This window comes from Streptomyces sp. B3I8 (assembly GCF_030816915.1).
GTDB lineage: Bacteria > Actinomycetota > Actinomycetes > Streptomycetales > Streptomycetaceae > Streptomyces.
In genome coordinates this window covers 2,371,732-2,394,868 of sequence record NZ_JAUSYN010000002.1, presented here as the reverse complement: position 1 = coordinate 2,394,868, position 23,137 = coordinate 2,371,732, and the positions used below count along the sequence as shown (strand labels likewise).

General features: G+C 75.1%; 14 protein-coding genes. 5 read left to right on the top strand and 9 right to left on the bottom strand.

Translation table 11 applies throughout. The features are described from left to right. Window positions 1-187: 187 nt before the first annotated feature. The 4 genes from QFZ64_RS12660 (at window position 188) to QFZ64_RS12645 (ending at window position 4,662) form a co-directional block, all read left to right on the top strand. On the top strand, window positions 188-1,666 hold the full coding sequence (locus QFZ64_RS12660; protein WP_373430595.1) for a TQXA domain-containing protein: 1,479 nt from the start codon (window positions 188-190) through the stop codon (window positions 1,664-1,666). A gap of 186 nt (window positions 1,667-1,852) precedes the next feature. Next, window positions 1,853-3,517 carry an energy-dependent translational throttle protein EttA gene (gene ettA / locus QFZ64_RS12655; protein ID WP_307065153.1) on the top strand — a complete coding sequence of 555 codons (1,665 nt, stop codon included), beginning with the start codon at window positions 1,853-1,855 and terminating at the stop codon, window positions 3,515-3,517. 6 nt (window positions 3,518-3,523) lie between these two features. Further along, window positions 3,524-3,970 carry a thioesterase family protein gene (locus QFZ64_RS12650; RefSeq protein WP_307065150.1) on the top strand — a complete coding sequence of 149 codons (447 nt, stop codon included), beginning with the start codon at window positions 3,524-3,526 and terminating at the stop codon, window positions 3,968-3,970. Then, complete coding sequence (locus tag QFZ64_RS12645) at window positions 3,967-4,662, top strand: hypothetical protein (RefSeq protein ID WP_307065148.1); 696 nt, start codon at window positions 3,967-3,969, stop codon at window positions 4,660-4,662. Before QFZ64_RS12650 ends, QFZ64_RS12645 begins: the two co-directional genes overlap by 4 nt. 46 nt (window positions 4,663-4,708) lie before the next feature. On the opposite strand, the gene QFZ64_RS12640 is transcribed toward QFZ64_RS12645, so the two are convergent. The 4 genes from QFZ64_RS12640 to QFZ64_RS12625 all read right to left on the bottom strand — a co-directional run bounded on the left by QFZ64_RS12640 (window position 4,709) and on the right by QFZ64_RS12625 (window position 12,734). Continuing rightward, window positions 4,709-5,776, bottom strand: coding sequence for an ABC transporter ATP-binding protein (locus tag QFZ64_RS12640; RefSeq protein WP_307065147.1), 1,068 nt, complete (start codon window positions 5,774-5,776; stop codon window positions 4,709-4,711). Window positions 5,777-5,798: 22 nt separating this feature from the next. Continuing rightward, window positions 5,799-8,654 carry an FtsX-like permease family protein gene (locus tag QFZ64_RS12635; protein WP_307065145.1) on the bottom strand — a complete coding sequence of 952 codons (2,856 nt, stop codon included), beginning with the start codon at window positions 8,652-8,654 and terminating at the stop codon, window positions 5,799-5,801. Window position 8,655: 1 nt separating this feature from the next. After that, window positions 8,656-12,093 carry an FtsX-like permease family protein gene (locus tag QFZ64_RS12630; RefSeq protein WP_307065143.1) on the bottom strand — a complete coding sequence of 1,146 codons (3,438 nt, stop codon included), beginning with the start codon at window positions 12,091-12,093 and terminating at the stop codon, window positions 8,656-8,658. Window positions 12,094-12,329: 236 nt separating this feature from the next. Further along, complete coding sequence (locus QFZ64_RS12625) at window positions 12,330-12,734, bottom strand: globin (RefSeq protein ID WP_307065141.1); 405 nt, start codon at window positions 12,732-12,734, stop codon at window positions 12,330-12,332. 128 nt (window positions 12,735-12,862) lie between these two features. Here QFZ64_RS12625 and QFZ64_RS12620 point away from each other — a divergent pair, with 128 nt between their 5' ends. Beyond that, window positions 12,863-13,825, top strand: coding sequence for a methyltransferase domain-containing protein (locus QFZ64_RS12620; protein ID WP_307065139.1), 963 nt, complete (start codon window positions 12,863-12,865; stop codon window positions 13,823-13,825). Between the two features lie 80 nt (window positions 13,826-13,905). Here QFZ64_RS12620 and QFZ64_RS12615 read toward each other — a convergent pair whose 3' ends face one another. The 5 genes from QFZ64_RS12615 to QFZ64_RS12595 all read right to left on the bottom strand — a co-directional run bounded on the left by QFZ64_RS12615 (window position 13,906) and on the right by QFZ64_RS12595 (window position 23,020). After that, a complete protein-coding gene (locus tag QFZ64_RS12615; protein WP_307065137.1) occupies window positions 13,906-15,642 on the bottom strand; it encodes an FHA domain-containing protein in 1,737 nt (578 codons plus the stop codon). Window positions 15,643-15,777: 135 nt separating this feature from the next. Continuing rightward, the gene (locus QFZ64_RS12610) at window positions 15,778-17,160 is read right to left on the bottom strand and encodes a VWA domain-containing protein (RefSeq protein ID WP_307065135.1); all 1,383 of its coding nucleotides are present in this window, start codon (window positions 17,158-17,160) and stop codon (window positions 15,778-15,780) included. An 82-nt stretch (window positions 17,161-17,242) separates the two neighbouring features. After that, window positions 17,243-18,703 (bottom strand): PP2C family serine/threonine-protein phosphatase, encoded by a 1,461-nt coding sequence (locus tag QFZ64_RS12605; RefSeq protein ID WP_307065133.1) that lies wholly within the window; start codon window positions 18,701-18,703, stop codon window positions 17,243-17,245. A gap of 4 nt (window positions 18,704-18,707) precedes the next feature. Further along, window positions 18,708-21,689 carry a serine/threonine-protein kinase gene (locus QFZ64_RS12600; protein WP_307065131.1) on the bottom strand — a complete coding sequence of 994 codons (2,982 nt, stop codon included), beginning with the start codon at window positions 21,687-21,689 and terminating at the stop codon, window positions 18,708-18,710. Then, window positions 21,686-23,020: a hypothetical protein gene (locus tag QFZ64_RS12595; RefSeq protein ID WP_307065129.1), complete on the bottom strand. Its 1,335-nt coding sequence runs from the start codon at window positions 23,018-23,020 to the stop codon at window positions 21,686-21,688. Before QFZ64_RS12595 ends, QFZ64_RS12600 begins: the two co-directional genes overlap by 4 nt. Between the last annotated feature and the right edge of the window lie 117 nt (window positions 23,021-23,137).

Below are 23,137 nucleotides of genomic sequence, written 5' to 3'. Positions count from 1 at the left end.
CGCAGCTCATGCACAACCTGTGGACGGGATAACGATTCCGAGTCGGATCAGTCGCACGAGGAGGCGACCGGGAAAAGCGGCGTCTTCGCGTCCTTAGGATGCCGGGCATGACTCACAGGGCTCGTGAGTGTGCCGACGGGACCGCTCCCCGCCACGTCAAAGGGCTCTGTTCTAAGGGGGATTGCTTGTGAAGCCCGCGTTGTCCGCCCTGTCGGGGCTGTCCGCATGGACCGGCACGCTGTCCGCCCGCGGCCGGCGAGCCGTGCGGGCGGTACTGCCGCGGAGGCCCGCGCGTCTCGCCGCCGTGACCCTGGTGTCCGGACTGGTGGCCGCCGGAGCGCTGGCCGGCGCGACCTCCGCCGTCGCCGAGGAGAGCACCCGGACCGAGGGCGGCGCCACGGCGACCATCGGCGGCCTCAAGACGTACGGGGACGCGGTCATCCACGGCGCGGACGGGGACCGGCAGGTGTCCGCGGGGCTGTTCGAGATGACCGTCGAGGGCGGCGGCACACTGCAGACGTACTGCGTCGACATCGACAACCCCACACAGAAGGGCGCCCGGTACCAGGAGACCCCCTGGAGCGGCACCTCGCTCGGCGCCAACAAGGCCGCCGGCCGCATCCACTGGATCCTGCGCAACTCCTACCCCCAGGTCAACGACCTCGCCGCGCTTGCCGCCAAGGCAGGGGCCACGGGCCTCACCGAGCAGGACGCCGCGGCCGGCACCCAGGTGGCCATCTGGCGGTACTCGGACGGCGCCGACGTCGAGGCGCTGAACCCGCGGGCGGAGCGGCTCGCGGACTACCTCGAGCGCACCGCCCGCTCGGCCGTCGAGCCGCAGGCCTCGCTGCGCCTGGACCCGCCCGCCGTCTCCGGGCACCCGGGCGAACGGCTCGGACCGGTCACCGTGCACACCACCGCCGACAGCGTCACCGTGGCACCGCCGGCCGCCGCCACCGCGAACGGGGTGACGGTGGTCGACACCCACGGGAAGCCGATCACCTCGGCCGCCGACGGCAGCCGGATCTACTTCGACGTGCCCGAGGACACGGCGGCCGGGTCGGCCTCGCTGACCGTCCAGGCGTCCACCAGCGTGCCGGTCGGCCGGGCCTTCGTCTCCGACAGCCGCAGTCAGACACAGATCCTGGCCGGCTCCAGCGAGTCGACGGTGTCCGCGACGGCGACGGCCGACTGGGCGGAGCAAGGGGCGATACCCGCGCTGTCGGCCCGGAAGAACTGCGCCGGGGGCGGGCTCGACATCACCGCCGCGAACCAGGGCGACAAGCCCTTCGTCTTCTCCCTGATGGGCTCCGAGCACAGCGTCGAGGCCGGTGCCAGGAAGACGGTCACGATCCCGTTGCAGGAGGACCAGGCGTACGACTTCACCGTCAAGGGGTCGCACGGGGCCGACAGCCGCTTCGAGGGCGTCCTCGACTGCGCGACCGAGACGGCCGAGAGCACCGACGTGGGCGGTGAGTCGGTGCAGACACTGAGCGAACCGAGCCCGGTGACGGTCGGCGGCACCACCGACGTCACCAACCTCGCCGAGACCGGTGGCTCGAACGCGACTCCGCTGATCGCCGGAGTGGCGATCGGCCTGGTCGTGATCGGCGGCGCGGTCCTGCTGCTCCTCGGTCGCAGGAAGAACCCCACCACCCGGCACTGACCGGCAGCACCTTGGCAACTCCACAGTGCGCTCAGGCCCGCCTCCCCCCGGGGGCCGCCCCGGGAGCGGCCGTCGAAGGGCCAGGTCAGAGCCCACCCGCCCCTCGGGTTTTCTCCCTGGGGCGGCGGTGCGGCAAGATGGGTGTGTCTGCCCACTCCCAGATTTCAAGCTGCCGGACGGTTTCTCTTGGCTGAGTTCATTTACACCATGCGCAAGGCGCGCAAAGCGCACGGCGACAAGGTGATCCTCGACGACGTCACCCTGAACTTCCTGCCGGGGGCGAAGATCGGCGTCGTCGGCCCGAACGGCGCCGGTAAGTCCACCGTCCTCAAGATCATGGCGGGCCTCGAGCAGCCGTCGAACGGTGACGCCTACCTCTCTCCCGGTTACACCGTGGGCATCCTGCTGCAGGAGCCCCCGCTGAACGAGGAGAAGACGGTCCTGGAGAACGTCCAGGAGGGCGTCGCCGAGATCAAGGGCAAGCTCGACCGGTTCAACGAGATCGCCGAGCAGATGGCGACCGAGTACACCGACGAGCTCATGGACGAGATGGGCAAGCTGCAGGAGCAGCTCGACCACGCCAATGCCTGGGACCTCGACGCCCAGCTCGAGCAGGCCATGGACGCGCTGGGCTGCCCGCCCGGCGACTGGCCCGTGGTCAACCTCTCCGGTGGCGAGAAGCGCCGCGTGGCGCTGTGCAAGCTGCTGCTGGAGGCCCCCGACCTGCTGCTCCTCGACGAGCCCACCAACCATCTCGACGCCGAGTCGGTGAACTGGCTGGAGCAGCACCTCGCCAAGTACGAGGGCACCGTCGTGGCCGTCACCCACGACCGGTACTTCCTGGACAACGTCGCCGGGTGGATCTGCGAGGTCGACCGCGGCCGGCTGCACGGCTACGAGGGCAACTACTCCAAGTACCTGGAGACCAAGGCCTCCCGCCTCAAGGTCGAGGGCCAGAAGGACGCCAAGCGGCAGAAGCGCCTCAAGGACGAGCTGGAGTGGGTCCGCTCCAACGCCAAGGGACGCCAGGCCAAGTCCAAGGCCCGCCTCGCCCGTTACGAGGAGATGGCCGCCGAGGCCGACAAGATGCGGAAGCTGGACTTTGAGGAGATCCAGATCCCGCCGGGGCCGCGCCTGGGCAGCGTGGTCGTCGAGGTCGACAAGCTCAACAAGGCCTTCGGCGAGAAGGTCCTCATCGAGGACCTCAGCTTCACCCTGCCGCGCAACGGCATCGTCGGCGTCATCGGCCCGAACGGCGCCGGCAAGACCACGCTGTTCAAGATGATCCAGGGCCTGGAGGAGCCGGACGCCGGTTCCATTAAGGTCGGCGAGACGGTCAAGATCTCCTACGTCGACCAGAGCCGCGAGAACATCGACCCCAAGAAGACCCTGTGGGCCGTCGTCTCCGACGAGCTGGACTACATCAACGTCGGACAGGTGGAGATGCCCTCCCGGGCGTACGTCTCCGCCTTCGGGTTCAAGGGACCGGACCAGCAGAAGCCGGCCGGCGTGCTCTCCGGCGGTGAGCGCAACCGCCTCAACCTCGCGCTCACCCTCAAGCAGGGCGGCAACCTGCTGCTCCTCGACGAGCCGACCAACGACCTCGACGTCGAGACGCTCTCCAGCCTGGAGAACGCGCTGCTGGAGTTCCCCGGCTGCGCCGTGGTCGTCTCCCACGACCGGTGGTTCCTCGACCGCGTGGCCACGCACATCCTCGCCTACGAGGGCGAGTCCAAGTGGTTCTGGTTCGAGGGCAACTTCGAGTCGTACGAGAAGAACAAGATCGAGCGCCTGGGCGCCGACGCCGCGCGCCCGCACCGCGCCACCTACAAGAAGCTGACCCGGGGCTGATCGATCTTGCGGCACCTCTACCGCTGCCCACTGCGCTGGGCGGACATGGACGCGTACGGCCACGTCAACAACGTGGTGTTCCTCCGCTACCTGGAGGAGGCCCGTATCGACTTCCTGTTCCGTCCGGACATGGACTTCCGGCAGGGGTCCGTGGTGGCACGCCATGAGATCGACTACAAGCGACAGCTCGTCCACCGGCACGCGCCCGTGGACATCGAGATGTGGGTCACGGAGGTCAGGGCGGCGTCCTTCACCCTCGCCTACGAGGTGAAGGACCCCGGCCAGGTCTACGTCCGCGCGTCGACGGTGATCGTGCCGTTCGACTTCGAGGCGCAGCGGCCGCGCCGGATAACCGCCGAGGAGCGCGAGTTCCTCGACGGTTACCGGGACGACGGCGCGGCGGACGAGGCCACGGGCGCAGCGCAGGACGAGGGCGAGGCCGTCGCCGCATGAGCGTGCTGCACCTCGCGGACGAGGGGGAGGCGGCCGACCTGGCCGGCTTCCTCTCCCGGCTGCTGCACTACGACCGCGCGGCGGCGGTGCGGCTCCAGGCGGCCGGGACGGCGCTCGCCGTGTTCGGCCGGCCGCCCTCCTTCGAGGTGCTGGCCGTGCGCGCGGCGCGGCTCGCCAAACCGTACGAGCACGGTCTCGAGGCCGGGCTCGACGTGACCGTCTCGGCCGGTGACCTGCTGGAGTCCGTGGACGAGGCGGCGGCCACGGCCACCGTTCCGGCCGCGGTCACCGGCCCGCCGTGGGCCGGGGTGCTCCCGCCGCGCGGCGGCTGGCGGCCCGAGCCGGGGCTGCCGGCACCGGACGCGCTGCGGGCGACGGTGGGCGAGGCGGTCGCCGAGTTCCGCTCCCGTACGGACGCGCTGCCCGAGGAGCGGCGGACCCGGGCCGAACTGGACGGGATCGGGCGGGAGATCTGGTCCCGCACCGTCGCCGGCACGGCGCTGCCCGTTCGGGCGGTGCACGCGGCGCAGACCCTCGGCTTCCTGCGGGCGGTCGGAGATGTGCGGGCCGAGGCGGCCCGGCCGGAACTGTTCTCCTCGGGTTCCTGGCTCCGGCTGCGTACCCCCTACGGCTCGGTCGCGGTGCGCCGCACGGGCATCGGCGTGGGTGGACTGGGCGTCAGCGTGCGCTGAGCCGGGTACCCGGGGCGGCCTGAAACGGTCCCCTGGCAGTGGCTGCTCAGCCGCGGTCGCGGCTGCGGTCGTGTTCGGGCCTGGTGGCCGAGTCCGGTTTCGGATCGGGATGCGGGTCCGGATCGGGATGCGGGTCCGGGTTCCGGTGCGTGTCGTCCGGCCGGACGGCGATGTGGTCGGGTTCCAGTTCCAGGGCGACCCGGTCGCGCATGTCGAGGGCCCGTGTGTAGTCGGCGGGCAGTTGGAGCCGGCCGGCCCGGTCCAGCATCGCGTACTCGCGGGCCACCACCGCCTCCCGCCCGGTGGCCGCGTCCACCTCCGTGCGGCGCAGCACCTCGGTCGACGTGCGGCCGTCGCGGATGGCGACCGTGCGTCGGACCTCGCTCGCCACCGCCTGGTCGTGGGTGACGATGACGACGGTGGTGCCGAGGGACTCGTTGGCGGTGCGGAACGCGGCGAAGATCTGCTCGGCGGTGCCGGAGTCGAGTTCACCGGTGGGCTCGTCGGCGAGGAGCACGGCGGGTGCGTTGACCAGGGCGACCGCGATCGCGACCCGCTGCTGCTGGCCGCCGGACATCTGGTGCGGACGGCGGTCCCGGCAGTCGGCGACGCCGAGCAGGTCAAGCAGTTCCAGCGCGCGATCCGTGCGGGCGCGACGGCGTGCCCCAGGACCGCGGACGCCGACCGGGCGGCCCGCCAGCCGCAGCGGGAGCGCCACGTTCTGTGCGGCCGTGAGATAGGAGAGCAGATTGCGGGAGGTCTGCTGCCAGACGAAGCCGACGGTTTCCCGGCGGTAGCGCAGCCGGTCCCCGGCGGTCATGGTCAGCAGGTCCTGACCGGCCACGCGGGCCGCGCCGGCGGTGGGGGTGTCGAGCCCGGCGAGGATGTTCATCAGGGTGGACTTGCCGCTGCCGGAGGCGCCGACCAGTGCCATCAACTCGCCCTCCCGCACAAGGAGATCGAGCCCCTGCAGGGCTTGCACCTCGACGCCGTCGGCGGAGAAGACCCGCACCAGACGGTCGCAGGCGATCAGCGCGTCGTGGCCGAAGGCGGGCCGCGAGCGGTCCGCGCGGGCGCGGTCCGCCAGGTCGGCGAGCGTGGGGTCGGTGGTCATCGTGGCCTCCCGCCGGTGATGTTCATGCGCGTTCTCCCGCCCGTAGCTCCCGCACCGAGCCGCGTCGCCCCGTCACCCACGCCTGCAGTGCCGCGACGGCGACCGTGAGCAGCAGCACGGCCAGGGCCGGCAGCAGCAGGGACGCGGGGTCGGTGCGCAGGTGGCCGACGTCGGCCGCGCCCGGGGTGGCCAGGGCGAGCGTAGTGAGGTCGATGCCGGGGGACAGGAGCCGTACCGCCGCCCAGCCCGTCAGCGTGCCGCCCGCCGCGGCGAGCACGGCCTGCGGCAGCGACTCGAGGATCAGCAGACGGCGGCCCTGGGCGCGGGTGAGGCCCATGGTGCGCAGCCGGGCCAGCAGCGCGGTGCGTTCGGGGGCGGCGCGGACCAGGGCCAGCAGCAGTGCGAGGACGGCGTAGCCGGCGCCGGCTACGACCGCCGCCGTGTAGAGGTGTTCGGCGCCCGCCTGCAGGGGCGAGTGGGCGTAGGCGGCGCGCTCCCGCGCGCGGATCTTCACGCTCGGGGAGTCGCCCGCCGCCCGGCGCAGCGCGGCCGCGCCGAGATGCGTGCCGGTGACGAGGAGGGCGGTCGGGCGGGTGGCGGCCGGGGGTAGTCCGGAGCGGTCGACGACGAGGAACTCCGTACCGGGCACGGCCGGGGTCGCCCCACGCACCAGCGTGATCCGCACCGTGACGTGGCTGCCGTCGGCCAGCAGCACCGGGAAGGGCGCCGTGCCGTAGCGGTGGGCGACGGTGGGCGAGGCGAGCGCGGGCAGCGGCGCCGGGCCTGAGTCGGTCGGGTCGGAAGAGCCGCCTGACCCGGAAGAGCCGGGGGAATCGGGGGAGTTGGAGGAGCCGGGGGTCGAGGAGCTCTGGGATGTCCGGGCGGTGGGCGATGGGGTCAGGGTGTGCGCCGGGAAGGCGCCCAGGTGCAGACGGCCGGCCAGCCGGGCGTAGGCGGACGGAGACACCGCCGCCAAGGGCACGGACTCCGGGCCGTCGTGGGGCTTGGCCTCCCAGGTCACGGCCGCCGTGGTGACCTCCTCGACGCCCGGCGCCCGGCGCACCCGCTCCGCCGCACCGGCCCGCAGCGCGGACGTCGACTCCACGCGGGCGTCCGCGCCCGTGGTGAGCAGAGCGGCGTGGTCGCGGGCGGCCCCGATCCCCGCGGTGACCGAGCCACCGAAGGCGGCCGTGGTCAGCGCGGTGAGCAGGGCGAGGAGTGGCAGGACGGCGGAGACGGAGGTGCGGCTCGCCCGGGCCAGCGCGAGGGGGCCGACCGCGCCCCGCAGCCGGTTCGTCGCCCGGGTCAGCAGGCGCAGTGGCAGCGGGTGCAGCCGGACCAGCACCAGGGCGGCGATCACTCCCACGAGCACGGGCGCCAGGGAGACCAGCGCGTCACCGCGAGTACCCGCTCCCTGGGAGGTGCCCCGCCGACGCAGTGCCTCCACCGCGCCGGCGGCCAGGACGAGCAGGGTGAGCTCGGCGATGGTACGACGCCGGGAAGGGCGTACCGAGACCACGTCCGCGCGGGCCGTGCCGAGGTGGGCGGTGCGGTGCCGGACGACCGCGCGCAGAGGGAGCGTGACGCACGCGAGCAGGGTGACGGCGCCGGCCGCCGCCACCGCGTACGCCGACCGGCCGTGCGGGACGGCCCACAGCGCCGCGGCCAGACCCAGCGCGCCGGCGGGCAGCGCCACCGCCGCCGTCTCGGCCAGCAGCCGCCCGGCGAGGCCGGGCAGCGAGGCGCCGCGGGCGCGCAGCAGCCCCAGCTCGGCGCGGCGGCGGTCGGCGGCGAGGCCGCCCGCCATCAGCAGGACGGCGACGGCGACCGTACCGGTGCCGAAGGCGGCGACGGAGACCAGCGGGGCGATGCGGGAGCGGAGGCCGTCGTAGTCGTCGAGGACGCCGTCGAGGTCGGTCTCGGCGTCGGCGGCCGGGTCTACGGCGTCGCGTATCCGGCCGAGGCCGGGACCGCTCTCCAGGGCGGCGACGGCGGAGCGCAGCGCCGGCAGCGCGTGCGCGGGCGTGCGGGAGGTGTCGGGCGCCACCTGCCAGTAGCGCCAGGGGTTACCGGGTGTGCCGAGCATCGCGGGCGCGGCCTCCGGCGGCAGCAGCAGGGCGCCGAGCCAGTAGGTGGGCGCGTCGGGCGAGTTGCCGTCCCGCACGAGAGAGGGGGAATGCAGCAGGGGCTGGGCGCCCCAGTAGGCGCCGTCGGACTGCCGGGGCGCGACGATGCCGGTGACGCGCACGGCCAGCGGGGCGCGCTCCGCGCCGGGGACGTGGAGCACCGAGCCCACTTCGATGCGCAGGTGGGCGGCGGTCCCGGTGGTGACGGCGGCCTCGACGGCGCCGGTGGTCGCGGTGATCGTGCCGGTGGCGCGGGGCAGCCGGCCGGAGCGCAGCCGGGCGTGACCGGCCAGGTCGTCCTGGGCGGCGAGCACCACGCGCGGCGGGAGCCCGCTGGGCCGGGACAGCCCGGCGTCGGGCACCTCCAGGGGCGTCGAGGTGACGGCGCCGTAGGAGGACTGCGTACGGTCGGCGGTCAGCGGCCGGCGTACCTCGCCGAGCACGGTGGCGTACTGCCGGCGCAGGACGTCGGGCCGCAGCGCGGACTCGCGGCGCTCGCGCGGGAACCCGGGGTCGAGCGGCGGGGCCGTCACCTGGACGGTGGTGCGGCGGGCCTCGGCGTCGGCGACGGCCCGCCGCAGCCCGACGTCCTCGGACCGGTCGACGGCCAGGGGGCAGGCGGCGGCGAGGAAGGCGGTGACGGCCACCAGGACGGCGAGCCCCACCGCGACCCCGGGCGCCACGCGCAGCCGGGTCCGCACCCAGGGGGCGACGACCCGGCCGGCGAGGGGCGTGCGGCGGTGCGGGCGCATGTCAGTCGCCCCCCGGGCGGCGCAGGGCGGCCGCCGGGTGCGGACGGCGGCGCAGGGACAGGTGGACCGTGAGGGCGAGGGGCGCCGCGGCGACCACGGCGAGGAGCAGGACCGCCCGGGGCACGGGTATCCGGACCAGGACGTCCGGCACGGGGCGGGTGGCGCCCGAGGTCATGACGATCAGCGGGACCACGGCCCGGGTGAGGACTGTGCCCAGGGCCGTGCCCACCAGCAGTCCCAGCGCCACCAGGAGCCCCTGTTCCACGGCGACGAGCCGGGCGAGCTGCCGGCGCGGGGCGCCCAGGGCGCGCAGCACGGCGAACTCCCCGGCGCGCTCCCGCAGTGCCCCCGCCGTGCTCACCGCGAAGCCCACCGCGGCCAGGGCGGCCGCGACGACGGCGGCCGCGGCGAACGCCGTCTGCGGGCCCACGCCGAACGGGTCGTCGCGCAGCCGGGCGGCGATCTCGTCGCGGACGACGACCTGCGAGGGTGTCAGCTCCGGGCGCTCCCGCAACGCGGCGGCCACCCGGGCGGTGGCGCCCCGGTCGGGCCGCAGCCACCACTCGGTGGGCGGCGCGCTCTGCCCGTAGCGGGTCCGCAGGACGTCGTTCACGGCCCGCAGGTCGACGAGGAGGGCGCCGCCGTCGGTCTCCTCGCCCCGACCGGCGGCGGATGTACCGGAGGCGGAGGCGGAGGCATCGGCGGTGGAGGTGCCGGTGTCGGAGGTGCCGGTGTCGGCGGCTCCGGTCGTCGGGAGGGCCTTCGTCGTTCCCACGATGCGCACCGGTACCGTCGCGCCGGCGAACTGCACGTCGACGCGTTCACCGCGGTGGGCGCCCGCCGCGCGCAGGAAACGGTCGGTGGCGACGCCGGTCGCCTCCGGCACCGTCGCCCCGCCCGCCCGCAGCCGGACCGTCAGCGTGCTGGACACCCAGGTGAGCCGCCGCGGCACGAACCCGGTGCCGTACCGCACCGAGACCACCCCGTCCGACGTGCGGCTTACGCGTGGCGGAGCGGGGCGGTCGCGGGCGTCGGCGGCGGTGCCGGTGCCGTCCGTCCGGGAGGTCGCCGTCCAGGCGGTGGCGGGCCGCAGGCGGCTGGTGGTTCCGTCGGCCGTGACGGCGGTCAGCCGCTCCACGGTGAACGTCTGCCGCCGCGCGGTGGCGACGGGCTGCGGCACGGTCAGCTCCAGGGCGGTCAGGGTGAGCGGACCGGCCGCCCCGGACAGGTCCAGGGTGACCTCGTGAGGGCGTCCGTCGGCCGGGAGTGCGGCCGTCGACGGGTACGGGACGCCGTAGCGGTCGGTCACGGTGGCCCGTACGTCGGCGGTGGGGTCGGCGTCGTCATCGGGGGGCGGATCGCTGCGCAGCCGCAGCACCATGCGCAGTGCGGTGGCGTCCTTCGGCAGCCGGGTGCCCGCCGTGGAGGCGGCCGAGGGCTTCGGCGCGAGCCCGGTGAGGGGTGTGCCGTCGGGGGTCAGGTCGGGGCGGAGCAGGACCGTGCCGGCGGCGTGTGCGGTGTCCAGGGCCAGCACGGTCGCCGTGCGGTCGCCCGAGAGGGGCACGGTGGTGCGTACGGCGGGGGCGGCGTCGCGCACCCCGGGGAGCGCGGCGAAGGCTCCGGACTCCCCGAGCGTGCCCTCACCGGTGAGCGACACGCGCACCGGGGCGCCCGCGCGGAAATCGGCCTGGTCGTCCTGCGAGCGGCTCCACGAGGCGGCCTGGCCGATACCGAGCAGGCCCAGCGCGACGGCGAGCACCAGCAGCAGCACGGGACCGGCGCCGCGCCCCGGGCGGCGGCTGAACTGCCAGCCCGCCAGCGCCGCGGACAACCCCCGCCCGGCTGCCGCCCGGCGCTCCGCGAGCCGGGCCACCGGCGGCAGCAGCCGCAACGTCAGCACGGTCCCGGCGAGCAGCGCCAGCGCGGGCGCCGCCACCAGCAGCGGATCGATGCCGAGGCCTCCCGCGCCGTCACCGCTCACGGCACCGCCGGCCCGGCGGTCCAGCTGCCAGTACGCCACCCCGGCCACGGCCAGCAGCCCGAGGTCCGCCCCGGCGCGCACGGGGGCGGGCAGCGCCCGCGCACGCCCCGCCGGTTCGTCGGACGCGGTGCTGAGCGCCGGTCCGGTCACCGCGAACGCGCACCCCAGCGCGGCCGCGCCCGCCACCAGCCACACCCCGGGCTCCGCCACCGAGATGTCCGGGCGCAGTCCGATCCGGGCCGGCGGGCCCAGCCCGGACAGCAGCGCGGTGAGCGGGCCAGCGAGCAGCGGGGCGCAGAGCGCGGCCGGCAGCGCGAGCAGCAGCGCCTCCGTGGCCGCGAGTGCGGCCACCCGGCCCCGGGAGGCGCCGCGGGCGCGCAGCAGCCGGGTCTCCGCGGCACGTTCGGCGTTCAGCAGCCCGGCGACGAGCAGCAGCGCGTACCCGGCGAGAAGCACCAGTTGCAGGGCGACGATCAGCAGGGTGGAACGCGCCACCAGCAGCGCGCGTTCCACCCGGTCCAGCACGGCGGGCAGCGAGGTGCTCACCGCCGTCGAGCCGTTCAGGGCGGGGGCGTGGCGCAGCGCCCGCGGCCCCGCGCCGGCCGCGTCCCGCAGCCGGTCGAGGTCGCCGGCGCGCAGGGCGGAGTAGTCGGCGGTGGCCAGCCAGGCGGTGGTGCCCGTGCCGACCCTGCCGGAGGTGAACGCGCCGGGGGCGGTGACGAGGGGGCCGTAGGTGGTGAAGGAGAGGGTGCTGACGCCGCGGCCGCCGAGATCGTCGAGGCGCCAGTAGGGTGCGTCGGGGTGCGTCGGGCGGTACAGCCCGGTGACGCGGACCCGGACGGGCGGGCCGTCCAGGCGGTCGGTGACGGTGAACCGGTCACCGGGCGCGAGCCGCAGGCGGCGGGCGACGGCCTCGGGGAAGGCGGCCTCGACGGCGCCGGTGGCGGTGCCGGTGGCGGCCGGTGCGGAGGGGGCGCGGCCGGAGGTGAAACGGATCTGGCCGCGGTCCAGGGCGGCGAAGAAGGTGAGGTCGGGATTGTCGCCGCCGGTCCCGTCCTCACCGCTGCCCTTGCCGTCGTCCGCGCTGCTGTCCGCGCCACCGTTCTCGGCCGCCGCGTCGGCGGTGGCGGTGCGGCCGGCCGGGTGCAGGGAGCGGGGAAGGGCGTACGGACCCGAGCGCACGAGGGTGCGCACGGTCACCGGGAGCCCGTCGAACGTGCGCCGGGCGCCCGCCCGTACCGCGTCGTCCGCCGCCGCGCGCCGGTCCGCCGGCACCTCCGCCTTGACGACCAGCGCGGCCTCGCCGGCGGTCGGGGGATCGGCGAGGGCATGGCGCAGGGAGGCGTCGCCGAGGGCGCCGGAGTAGGCGGTGAGGGTGGCCAGCACGGCCGTGGTCAGCGCGACGGTGAGCAGCGCGGCCGTGAGCAGCAGGCGGTGCGCACGAGCGCGCGGTAGCACCAGCCCCGTCACCCGGCCCCCCGCCGCTCGTTCCGGTCGCGCTCGTACGTCCGTGTCCGTGTCCGTGTACGCGCGTTCTTGGCGATGTTCGCAGAGCGGAGTGGGCGAGGGTAAGGCGGTGTGGTGCGGCTTTGATCAGATTGTGATCGGAATGCGGGGGGCGGTGACCGGAATGCGCACGTCGCCGGGTCCGGACGAGGCCCGAACTCACGAACTCCCGACTCCGAGCTCTGGGCTCAGTCAGGGGTGTTGATCATCGTGGCGGCGGCGTAGGTCAGGTACTTCCACATCGTGCGGTCGTGTTCCTCGGGGAGGGCGAGGTCGTCCAGGGCGTCGCGCATGTGCTTCAACCAGGCGTCGTGAGCGGCGCGGTCGACGGTGAACGGGACATGGCGCATGCGCAGGCGGGGGTGGCCGCGCCGCTGGCTGTACGTCGTGGGGCCGCCCCAGTACTGGATCAGGAAGAGGGTGAGGCGCTCCTCGGCGGGGCCGAGGTCCTCCTCCGGATACATGGGGCGGAGCACGGGGTCGGCGGCCACGCCCTCGTAGAAGCGGTGGACGAGGCGGCGGAAGGTGTCCTCCCCGCCGACCTGCTCGTAGAAGGTCTGCTCCTGAAGCGTGCCGCGCGGGATGTCATTCACCGTTCCATGGTCTCAGACGGCGTAAGGGTCCTGTGGGGGAGTGGGGCGAAGGCGGGTGGTGCCCTGTCGCGCGGGCGCATGTGCCGCTCGGGGCGCCCCTTACGGGACCCGAGTGGAACAGTGGAGGTATGGGTGGTTTCGCGGACCTCGAACGGGAGGCGCGGGGCGAGCTGGTGCGGGCGATCGGGGCGCGCGGGGTGTGGGAGGGCGAGCCGCGGTGGCGGGAGGCGTTCGCCGAGGTGCCCCGGCACCTGTTCGTGCCGTACTACTACGTCGGCGTCATGGGCGGCTACGAGCGGTGCTGGGGCGAGCACCCCGACCCCCGGCACCGGGAGCGCTGGCTGCGCGGCGTCTACGAGGACGTGCCGCTCGCCACCCGGCTGCGGGACGGGGAACTGGTCTCCTCCAGCAGCCAGCCCTCCCTGATGGCGACCATGCTCGTGGAGCTCGACGTGCGGGACGGGGACGACGTGCTGGAGATCGGCGCCGGCACCGGCTACAACGCCGCCCTTCTCGCCCACCGGCTCGGCGACGACCACGTCACCACTGTCGACCTCGACCCGGAGATCACCGAGTCGGCCCGCCGGCACCTCGACGCCGCCGGGTACCACCCCGCCGTCGTCACCGGCGACGGCGCGCGGGGAGTGCCCGAACGCGCCCCCTACGACCGGATCATCGCCACCTGCGCGCTGCCGTCGATACCGCGTGCCTGGCTCGCCCAGTGCGCCCCCGGCGGCCGCATCCTGACCCCGCTCGCCACCGGGCTCGCCCTCCTCCGCGTCACCCGCGCCGGGCACGCCGAGGGACACTTCCTCGATACGCCCGTCTACTTCGTGCCGTTGCGCGGCGACACCCCGCCCGAGCCGCGGGTCCCGAGGCTGGACGAGCTGCCGCGCCGGGTCCGCGACGACGATCGCTTCCGGTTCCTGCTCACGCTGACCGCCGGCAGCCTCGACCCGCGGGAGACCTGCACTGTGTGGGAGCGCGAGGGCGAACCGCCGCGCGAGCGGTACGGGATCACGGTCGACGGCGACCGCGCCTGGAGCTGGCTGGACGATCCCGGGGGCCCGTACGCCTGGCCGCTGCCCTGAGGGGCGTGCACGCGGCACGCACACACGCGCCCCCCACCCAGGAGGGGGCGCGTGCGGTCGTACGTACGGGCGGTCGCGGCTCAGCCGCGGTGGATGGTGATGGTCGTCCACGCGCCGACGTGGACCCGGTCGCCGTCCCGCAGCGGGACCGGCACGAAGGGCTGGATGGGCTCCTCGCCGCCGTTGACCGTGGTCCCGTTGGTGGAGTTCTGGTCGACGACCGCCCAGGTGCCGTCCTGCTGCTGCACCAGCATGGCGTGCTGGTGGGAGACGCCCGGGTCCTCCGGCGGCACGGCCAGGTCGATGTCGGGCGTGTCACCGGTGGAGTGCCGGCGGCGGCCGATCGTGATCTGGTTGCCGCTCAGGGTGCGCTGCTGCTCGGGCGAGTAGGCGGGCAGGTTCAGCCCAGCCGCCTCCGGACCGGAGCGCTGCATCATCGCCAGGAAGTACTCCCGGTCCGGACCGATGGTGGCAGTCCAGGTCGCCGGCCCCTGGTCGTACGACGGTGGGGCGGCCCGGCCGGAGCCGGGCTGCGGGAAGCCGTAGCCGCCGCCGGGGCCCTGCCCGCCGCCGGCACCGGGGCCGCCGGGCGCGGAGGAGGACGGCGGGTTGAGGACCCAGTCGTCCTCACCGACGCCACCGCCCCCGCCGTAGGGCGGGGCGCCGCCCTGCTGCGGGTAGCCGGGAGGCGCCGTGGGGCCGCCGGGCCGCTGGAAGGCGGACGGCGCACCGGCGCCGAAGCCGGCGGCACCGGGGGCACCGCCGTCGGGACCGCCACCGCGCTCGCCGCCGTAGCCACCGGGGCCCTCCGGCGCGCCCCGGCGGGGCAGGCCGCCGCCGAAGCCGTCGGGGCCGCCCTGGCGGGAGGGGTCGCCACCGAAGCCCCCGGGACCACCCTGTCGACCCTGTCCGCCCTGCCCACCGGGGCGTGCCGGGTCGCCACCGAAGGCGCCGGGGCCACCGGGGCCGCCCTGGCGGGAGGGGTCGTTGCCGAAGGCGTCCGGACCGCCCGGACGACCGGGGCCGCCCGGTCCGCCCGGTCCGCCCGGTCCGTGCGGACCACCCGGCCCGTGCGGGCCGCCGGGACCGCCGGGACGCGACGGGTCACTCCCGAAGCCGCCTCCGGGACCGCCCTGCCCGCCCGGGCCTCCCGGACGCGAGGTGTCCCCGTATCCCGAAGGGCCGCCGGGGCGTGCCGGGTCGCCGCCGAAGGCCGGTCGCTGCGGGGCGCCGCCGAAGGCGCCGGGGCCGCCCTGGCCGCCGGGTCCGCCCGACGGCTCGCCGCCGAACGGCGGGCCGGGCGGGAGCGGTTCCGCCGGGCGGTTCATCTGCGAAGGGCGGGAGCCCTGGTAGTCGTAGGAGTCGGGGCCCGGACCCTGGCCCGGACCCGGCTGGGTCCGCGGTCCCTGACCTCCCGGCCCCTGTCCCTGACCTCCCGGCCCCTGTCCCTGGCCCGGCCCGGGGCCCTGCCCCGGGAACCGCGGCGGCGGTCCGGCGGAACCCGAGGGGCGCGGGGCCGCCGGGGTGTACGTCGTCGCCGTGTTCGTCAGGAAGTTCCACCGGCACTCCTCGCAGAACGGCGCGCCCCCCTCACGGGGCGTGCGGCACTGCGGGCAGAGCTCCGGCTCGGAGTCGCGGCCGCTGTAGGGGTTCCGTCCGCCCGCGGCCCCGGGGGGCGGGGGCGAACCCGGTGGTGGGAAGCCGTAGCCCGCCGCGGGCGGCGGTGGCGGCGGAGGCGCGGCACCGGCCATGCGGTGACCGCAGACCTCGCACCAGTCGTCGGAACCCGACTGATGTCCGTTCGGGCAGGTCGGCATGTCGGCGCTTCCCCCTCTCCTTCTCCGGCCCCACGACCGCCCCGTACGGCCGGAAAGGTCCGGACGGCGGGCCGCGGTGGCCGTTTGCTCCCACCCCTGGGGGTCGGGCTCGATGCTGGCTGTGACCGCTTCAGGTCACTTCTTTACACGGACTGTCTTGGTGGACCTGGTCTCGAGGGTCATTTCGTCCGCCTCTTCGACCTTCGCCTTGAGTCGCACAGTACCTGCCGCCGCGTCGACCACGTCCACCACCTTCGCAAGCAGTTTCGCAGTATCCGCGTTCCCCGAGACCCCGGCGAGCTGCACCGCCCGTCCCAATTTGGCGGTCGCGCCGTCCAGATCGCCTGCTTTGCGAAGGTCGAGACCTTCCTGGATGACATGGGCCAGTTCGGCCTGCCCGGTGTAGTGGGCGACTTGGGGGCTGATCCGGGTGGACGCCGCCATGTCGTCCGTCCACACCGCCCGAACGAGGCCCTGGGCGCCCAGGTTCTGTGCCGTTCCTCCCCCACTCTCGGCTTCGCTGGAGCGGGAGGTGCCCCCAGTCCGCAGCACCACGAGCGAGACGCGGGCGGCGAGCATCTCCTGGCCGATGCCGGCCGGCGGGACCGCCACGCACACGTGGTAGTCGCGGGATTCGTCGCCCCAGGAGCCGGTGGGGTAGTCCGCGGTCCGCGGACCCGCCTCGGCGCGGCGGCCGGTGAGATCTTCCACACTCGGCGCGACCTGCTTGACGAACCGCACGGCGGCGCCCACCGGCGTCCACAGCCGCAGCGCCACGTCGGCGACCTCCTTGCCCATCGCCGTCTCCATCATCGCCGTGAAGTCGGCGGCCAGGCCGGCCGGATCGGCGACGATGTCCGCCGTCCCGAGCAGCGCGGAGGCGATCTGGGTGACCTCCTTGACCTCCCAGTCGGTCCCCACGCCCCGCGCGTCGCAGGTGAACCGTCCGGCGCAGCTGTCCAGGGCGGCCCGCAGGTCCTCGGGCGACTCGTGCTCGTTGCGGCCGTCGGTGAGCAGGATGCCGTGCCGGATGGTGACGTCGGCCGAGGACAGCAGCCGGTCGGCCAGCCGCAGCCAGGTGCCGATCGCCGTGCCGCCGCCCGCGCTCAGCCGCCGCAGCGCCTGCTTGGCCGCGTCCCGGGTGGCGTCGCTCGCGACGGCGAGCCGCCCGGCGCCCGGATAGACCTCCTTGGCGACGTGCGTGCCGCCGACCACCGCGAAGTGGACGCCGTCGCGCAGGGTGTCGATCGCCGCGGCCGTCGCGTCGCGCGCGTGGCGCATCTTCGTCGGCGGGTAGTCCATCGAGCCCGAGCAGTCGACCATGAGCGCCACCGCGGCAGCGGGTCCCCGGTCCGGGGAGTACAGGTGCGCGGCGCCGGCCGCGCCGCCGATCGTGCCGCCGCCGGTCGCGCTGACCGTCACGACGGCATTGACCTCGCGGCCACCCTCGGGGAGGTACTCGTTCTGGTAGACGTCCACCGCGAACCGGGGCACCGTCGGTTTGGAGAAATTGGCCATGCCGTCTCACGTCCCCCTCGTGTGCCCCACCGGGGGTGGGGCGATGACCGGGTACGGACCGGTCCCCTCCGGCCCGCGACCCTCAGGCGGATCCTGCCCCCTGCGGCGGCACCGGGAACGGCACGACGGCCACTGTTACGTTGTCGTGGCCGCCTCCGTCCAGGGCGTGACCCACCAGCACCCGCGCGGCGTGCAGCGGACGGGCGGCGGCGTCGGACGGCAACAGCGCGGCCAACTCCTCGGCGGACTCGGCGTAGTTCCACAGTCCGTCGGTGCACACCACGACCACGCCCGGCCGGTCCGGCTTGAACGCGGCGGTGTGCGGCTCCAGTTCGTACGCGTCGGCGCCGAGCCAGCCGGTGATGGCGTGGGCGCGCTCGTCGGCGTACGCCTCCGCCTCGTTCATCAGGCCCGCGGCGACCATCTGCGCCGCCCACGAGTCGTCCTCGGTCAGCCGGGCGGGGGGCGCGGAGCGGTCGGCCGGGATCCAGTAGGCGCGGCTGTCGCCGACCCAGCCGATCACCAGCAGCGCGTGGGTGACGACCGCGCCGACGAAGGTGCACGCCGGCGCGTTCTGGTGCGGGGCGTGCTCCTGCGCCGTCTCCGGCTCCTCGGCCAGCGCGGTGACCGCCCGCGCGGCGGTGAGGATCGCGTCGTGCATCGCGGCCTGCGGGTGCGTGCCGCGCGGCAGCGCCTCGCACAGCGAGGTGCCCGCGGTCTCGGCGGCGGCGAGGGAGGCGTCGTCGGGACGGGTCGCGGACGACACACCGTCACAGACCAGGGCGAGCACCGCCGGTGGGGCACCGTCGGGGAGCGGGGCGGTGAGCACCGCGAACGCGTCCTCGTTGCGGTGGTGGCGCAGCCCGCGGTCGCTGACGGCGGCCACCGGGCCGAGGTCCCGCTCCATGTGGTCGCGCTCACGGGGCTGGGCGTGGCCGCAGTTCTCGCAGTAACCGTCGCTGTCGACGGTGCCGGCGCGGCAGGCCACGCAGACGCCGGGTCCGGCCGGGGCGCCCGGCTGCGGGCCGCGGGCCCAGGGGTCGCCCCCGGGCGGCGCGGTCGCCGCGGGGGGCTCCGGCGGGGCGAGCGGGTACTCGTCGGGCTCACCGGGCTCACCGGGCTCACCGGTGGGCCCGCCCGGGCCGTCGGCCGCCGTGTGGTCCGGCCGGTCGGCGGGGCGCGGCCGGTCCAGCCGTACGCCGGCGGTGCCCGCCGCGTGCGGCTCGGCGCGCGCCGGGCGTGGCACCGGTGGTGGTCCGTCGGCGCCCGGTTCCGTGCCGTGCGCACCGATCGCCAGGTGGACGGTGTCCCCGGCACCAGGGGCACCAGGGGCGGGCGGAACGGCAGGGGCGGTGCCCGGGACCCGGCCCGCGACCGCCGCGCCGTCCATGGTGAGCGTCGGGGTGTCCCCGGACGCTGCCGGCCCCGTCGGCACCGCCGACAGGTCGTGTCCGCACGCACCGCAGAAGCGGTCACCGGATTCCAGCGGCTCGTCGCAACTGGGGCACCTGGCCGGTGCCGTCTGCTGGGGCATCTGCGACATCACTTCACACCCATGTCCGGGGGCGGTAACGATTGGCACGTTCCACCAGGTCGATCCTCTCCTCGCCACCGCGCGCCAGCCGGGCCAGCGTGCGGTACGAGCGTTCCAGGCCGAACCGGAGTCCCCGCTCGTCCAGTCGGCTGCCGAGCAGCGCGGGGCCGGCCGGCACCGGAGCGGGTGTCCGGCTACCGGAGAGTACCCAGTCCAGGGCGGCCCCGAGGACCTCCGTGGTCAGTCGCTCGCGCCGGACGGCGTCCAGACCGTATCCGTCGAGGGCCTCCACCTGCCGTGCGGCGGCGGTGAGTTCGTCCAGGAACGGGGTGTCCGGCGTTTCGTTCGTACGGTGCCGCAGCCGCGCCCGTACGGCGGCCACCCGGGCCGCCGTGTAGTGGATCGACGACTCCGGCACGGATTCCAGGGTACGGACCGCTCCGCCGCCGTCGCCGGTGGCCAGTTGGACGCGGGCCAGGCCGAAGGCGGAGCTGACGTGACTCGGGTCGGTCGTCCAGACGATGCGGTAGTACTCGGCGGCGTTGTCCGACTGCCCGAGGACCTCCGCGCACAGGCCGAGGGCCAGCTTCGGGGCGGGCTCGCCCGGGAACGCGTCGTAGACCGCGTCGAAGGCCAGCGCGGCGCCCTCGTGGTCGCCGGTGACGAGCGCGGCCAGGCCGTAGTACCAGACCACCCGCCAGTCGTCCGGCTGTTCGTCCGTCAGCCGCCGCAGGACCTCCACGGCGGTGCCCGAGTCACCGCCCTCCAGATGGGCGCGGACCTGACGCAGCCGGGTCTCCAGGGAGGGCGAGGGGGCGTTGTCCAGCGCGGCGATCAGTTCCGCGGGGCCGGAGGTCAGCAGCCCGGCGAGGAACCCGGCGTCGGGATCGGCGGGGTCGACCCTCGGCACGGGCAGCGCGAGCGCGGCGGCGCGGGTGTCCAGCGGCTTCGTCACGGACCTCATGGACGCCACGGACCTCACGGACCCGGAAACGGCGGAGGGGTCCGGGACGGCGCCCGGAGCGGCAGGGGCCAGGGCGGCCCGCCGGAAGGCGCGGCCCCTCAACCGACGCCGTTCCGCCGTGGCCGGGCCCGGTACCGTCACGGCCCGTGCCCCGAGCCGCGACACCTCCTGCTCCCGCGTCGGACTGGCGAACAGCTCCGTGTCCGTGACCTTGACCTCGGGGCCGAACAGCGTCGACAGCGCCGGGCGCGGACGGCCCGTCCGCAGGGCCACCACCTCCCGCAGCACGCCCGTGAGCTGCTCCGTCATCTCCTGCGCGGAGGCGAACCGGCGTGCCGGGTCCGGGTCGGTGGCCCGGACCAGCAGCCGGTAGAAGGACTCGTACCGGCCGAAGACGTCGACGGTGTCCGGGTCCGGCAGACAGTCGGCGTAGACGGTGGTGTACCCCTGGAAGTCGAACGTGAGGACGGCGAGGGTGCGGGCCACCGTGTACAGGTCGGAGGCGACGGACGGGCCGGCCTCGGCGACCTCCGGGGCCTGGTAGCCGACCGTGCCGTAGATGGCCGACTCGTCGTCGTCCATCCGGCGCACCGCGCCCATGTCGATCAGCTTGAGCTGGTCCTCGGCCTGTATCGCGTTGTCGACCTTGAAGTCGCAGTACAGCAGGTTGCGACTGTGCAGATGGCCGAGCGCCTCCAGCGCCTCGATGCCGTACGCGCAGGCCTGTTCCACGGGGAGCGGGTCCCGCCCGCCCGCGGCGGTGCGGCGGTCGTTGGCGATCTCCTTGAGCGACTTGCCGCCGACGTACTCCATGACGATGTAGCCGTCCAGCGAACCGGTGCGCGGGTCGAGGTGCTCGACGAAGTTGTAGATCCGCACGATGTTGGCGTGCTCGATCTCGGCGAGGAAGCGGCGCTCGGAGATCGCGGCGGCCATCGCGTCCTGGTCGCCGGTGTCCAGCAGGCCCTTGAGCACGACCCAGCGGTCGGAGACGGCGCGGTCCACGGCGAGGTAGATCCAGCCGAGGCCGCCGTGCGCGAGGCAGCCGACGACCTCGTACTGGCCGTGCACGACGTCGCCGGAGCGGAGCTTGGGAACGAAGGAGTAGGGGTGGCCGCACTTGGTGCAGAACCCCTCGGTGCGGCCCCGGTGTTCACCACGGGAGCGGCCCACGGGGGCACCGCAGTCCGAGCGCGAGCAGAACCGCTTGCGCTCGGGCACCTCGGGATCGTCCAGCACCATCGCGCGTGGGTCGGGGCGCGGGACGCCGGGCACCTCCACCAGGCCGATGCCGAGTCGGCTGCGGCCTGAGGAGCCGGCGGCCGAACCGGCGCTGCGCACGGAGACCGAGACGGAGCCGCGGCCGGAGGCCGAGGGCGACAACCGTCCGGACACGGACCTCCGTGACGACACCGACCTCCGCGACGACGCGGACGGTGCGGAGCCCCGGCCGGACGCCTGACCGGACGCCCCCGCCGAGGTACGCGCGGAGGTGCGGCCACTGGTCAGGGACCCGGCACCGGCGGACCCCCGGCCGCCGTCCGCCGGTACGGCGGGGGCCAGGCCGCAGGTGTCGCAGTACAGTTCGCCCTCGCCCACGTCCTCGTAGGCCCCGCCGCACCCCTGACGCCGGCACGCCCCGCCGGCGGTGGCCCCGGACGTTCCGGCGCCCCCGGCCGCGCCCGCCGGTTCCGGCGGGGTCGTCGGCCCCGCCGCCCCCGTCCCCGCCGCCCCCGTCCCCGCCGCCCCCGTCCCGGCCGCCGCCGGTCGCGCGGCCACGTGGGTGTCCGGTTCGGTCACCGGCGGTGCCGCTGCCTGCCCGGAGGAGCCCGCGCTCTCCGGGCGCGCCGCACCCACCGGCGCCGGCACCTTTGAACGGGCCTTCGAGGGCGCCTCCGAAAGGGCGTTCCCCGCCTCGGTCGGCGTCGGTGGGGCCAGGCCGCAGGTGGTGCAGTACGGCAGGGCCCCGCCCATGTCCTCGTACGTGCCGTCGCAGTCGGGGCGACGGCAGGGGGACGGCGGCTCGGTCATGGTGTTCCCCCTCGGTCGTCGCCCCGCCCGTCGCCCCGTTCGTCGTCGGGGACGCGCGGGTTCAGGAGGTCCATCGCCGCGTGCTGGTAGCGCAGGACCGCCTGCTCGGCGACGCGCAGGTCGCAGGGGGCGCTCCACAGCATGCGGCGGGCCGCGTCGTACCGCTCGACCAGCAGCGGATCCTCCCCGAGCCCGTGCCGGGAGACCTTCGCCCGGTACGCGTCCAGCCGCCCGCGCAGCTCCGCGCGGACCGCGAGCGGCGCGGTGACCGCCGTCAACGACTCACGCGCGCGCAGCAGTTCGTCCTCCGCCTTCTGCTCCAGCGACTCCAGCAGCGGCGACAGCCGGTGCCACTGCGCGTGCCGCCGGTACTCCGCCGCCCTCGCCAACTGCTCCTGCAGCGCCGTGGGCGGACCGCTCACCGCGGGCACCTCCGACGCCGCGATCTTCGCCAGCACCTCGCCGCGCGCGCTGCGCGCCTCCGCCAGGGTGCGGTCCGCGCGGGAGAGCAGGTCCCGCAGCCGTACCAACCGCTGCTCGGCGTCCTGCCGCACCGTCAGCACCGCGTCGATCTCGCGGCGCACCTCCTCCAGCGCCCGCGCCTGCCGGTCGTACGTCGTCGTGTCCGGGCGACCGCCGCCCGGCACCGAGCTGCCCGGTGCCGGCACCCAGTGGGCCAGCGGGTCGGAGATCACCTCGGCGCGCAGGGCGGTCAGCGACCGCGTGATCCGCTCCAGGTCGTCCCCGGCCGGGTGCTCGCCCGGCCGCACCCCCACGGAGTGCGCCAGGCGCCGGGTGCGCCGCAGTTCCTCGGCGAGCAGATCGATCCGCGCGGGCAGCGCCGACCACACCGCGTCGGCGGCGACCACCATGTCCAGGGAGGACGCGTACAGGTCGTTCATCCGGTCCACCAGCCCGGCCAGCGTGAACCGTTCGCTGAGCCTGCCCGAACCGGACAGGGTCGGCGCGTTGGCGGTGGCCGTCGTACTGCCCGCGACGGTGACCCCCGCACCGTTCAGCAGTTCGGTCAGTTCCATCAGGTCCTCCCTGCTGGACCAGCGCCGGCGGGAACGCACCCGGCGGGCGTGGTGCAGGGCGTCGGAGTACGCGTCGAAGTACGCCCACAACAGCGTGATCGACGCCTCGGCGGCCGTCCAGCGCTCCCGGGTGACGCCGGTGAGTTCGGCGCCCTCGAGGAGTCTGCGGCCCGCGTGGTCCTGCAGGGCGAGCAGCGAGGTCTCGATGGCCTCGTGCTCGGCGCCGAGTCGCGCCAGCGCACGGTCCACCTCGTCCCGGTCCATCACCGGCCCGGCGGGTCCAGCGACGCCCATCGATCACCTCTCGCTCTCGCGTCGTTCCCGCGCGCGTGTCCGATGCGCCCGGGCAACGGTTCACCTGTCCGACTGTTCGACCGTTCCAACTGCCCAGTCGTATCAGTTCGGTTGGTT

Bases quoted from the DNA above. Each gene is read 5' to 3' on its own strand.
- QFZ64_RS12595 (WP_307065129.1), bottom strand. From the start codon at position 23,020: ATGGGCGTCGCTGGACCCGCCGGGCCGGTGATGGACCGGGACGAGGTG.
- QFZ64_RS12610 (WP_307065135.1), bottom strand. From the start codon at position 17,160: ATGGCCAATTTCTCCAAACCGACGGTGCCCCGGTTCGCGGTGGACGTC.
- QFZ64_RS12605 (WP_307065133.1), bottom strand. From the start codon at position 18,703: ATGTCGCAGATGCCCCAGCAGACGGCACCGGCCAGGTGCCCCAGTTGC.
- QFZ64_RS12620 (WP_307065139.1), top strand. From the start codon at position 12,863: ATGGGTGGTTTCGCGGACCTCGAACGGGAGGCGCGGGGCGAGCTGGTG.
- QFZ64_RS12640 (WP_307065147.1), bottom strand. From the start codon at position 5,776: ATGACCACCGACCCCACGCTCGCCGACCTGGCGGACCGCGCCCGCGCG.
- QFZ64_RS12645 (WP_307065148.1), top strand. From the start codon at position 3,967: ATGAGCGTGCTGCACCTCGCGGACGAGGGGGAGGCGGCCGACCTGGCC.
- QFZ64_RS12635 (WP_307065145.1), bottom strand. From the start codon at position 8,654: ATGCGCCCGCACCGCCGCACGCCCCTCGCCGGCCGGGTCGTCGCCCCC.
- QFZ64_RS12615 (WP_307065137.1), bottom strand. From the start codon at position 15,642: ATGCCGACCTGCCCGAACGGACATCAGTCGGGTTCCGACGACTGGTGC.
- QFZ64_RS12600 (WP_307065131.1), bottom strand. From the start codon at position 21,689: ATGACCGAGCCGCCGTCCCCCTGCCGTCGCCCCGACTGCGACGGCACG.